Below are 779 nucleotides of genomic sequence, written 5' to 3' on the forward strand. Positions count from 1 at the left end.
ACGCTGTCCTGCACCGTGAGGGCTGCGCCCCCGCCGCCCATGTCGGTCTGCACCCAGCCGGGGTCGATGGTGACCAGCGTGGCCCCGGGGTAGTCGTGCTGCGCGGCAGCCACGGCCATGTTGAGCGCGGCTTTGCTGGTGCGGTAGAGCCACGAGTCGCTGCCGGGCACGCTGCCGATCTGCGACATGGACGAAGACAGGAAGGCAAACACGCCCTGCGCGTCGGCCACCAGCGGGGCCACCTGCGGAATGGCCTGCATCGCGCCCAGCACGTTGGTGTGCATGACGGCGTCGAAATCCTGCTGCGTGGGCGGCGTGAGGGCATTGGGGCGACGGATCACACCGGCCACGTACCAAGCGGCCTCGAGCTTTTCGCCGTCAAGCTGCCATGCCAGCGCGCTCACGCTGGCGGGGTTGGCCACGTCCACGGTCAGCGCCTCGGCGCCCAGCGACTGCACGCGCTCGCGGCCCGCCGCATCGCGCACGGTGGCGATCACACGGCGGCCGGCTTCGGTGTACTGGCGCACCAGTTCAAGCCCGATACCGCGCGATGCACCGATGACAAGTGTGGATTTCATGGTTGCTTCCTGGTGGTGGGAGTTGGCCGCTGGCGCTTGCCGGCATGGTCGCCGCAGCGGAGCAGTGCGCCAGGGGCCGCGGCCGCGTGCTGCACCAGCACGCGGGTGCGTGCAAGCCACCCCCGAGTGTGCCAGCACCGTTGCCTTGAAGGCGCCCCTGCGCGGAGCATCACCCCCGGCACGAGCCAAGGCCGGCCAGCG

1 protein-coding gene is annotated in these 779 nt (G+C 70.6%); it reads right to left on the minus strand.

Translation table 11 applies throughout. The features are described 5' to 3' along the window. On the minus strand, nt 1-578 hold a 578-nt coding region (locus tag ACDELDRAFT_RS23240; RefSeq protein WP_005801806.1), incomplete at its 3' end, for an SDR family oxidoreductase. Nucleotides 579-779: the final 201 nt, after the last annotated feature.

This window comes from Acidovorax delafieldii 2AN (genome assembly GCF_000175235.1).
Classification (GTDB): Bacteria; Pseudomonadota; Gammaproteobacteria; order Burkholderiales; family Burkholderiaceae_C; genus Acidovorax; species Acidovorax delafieldii_B.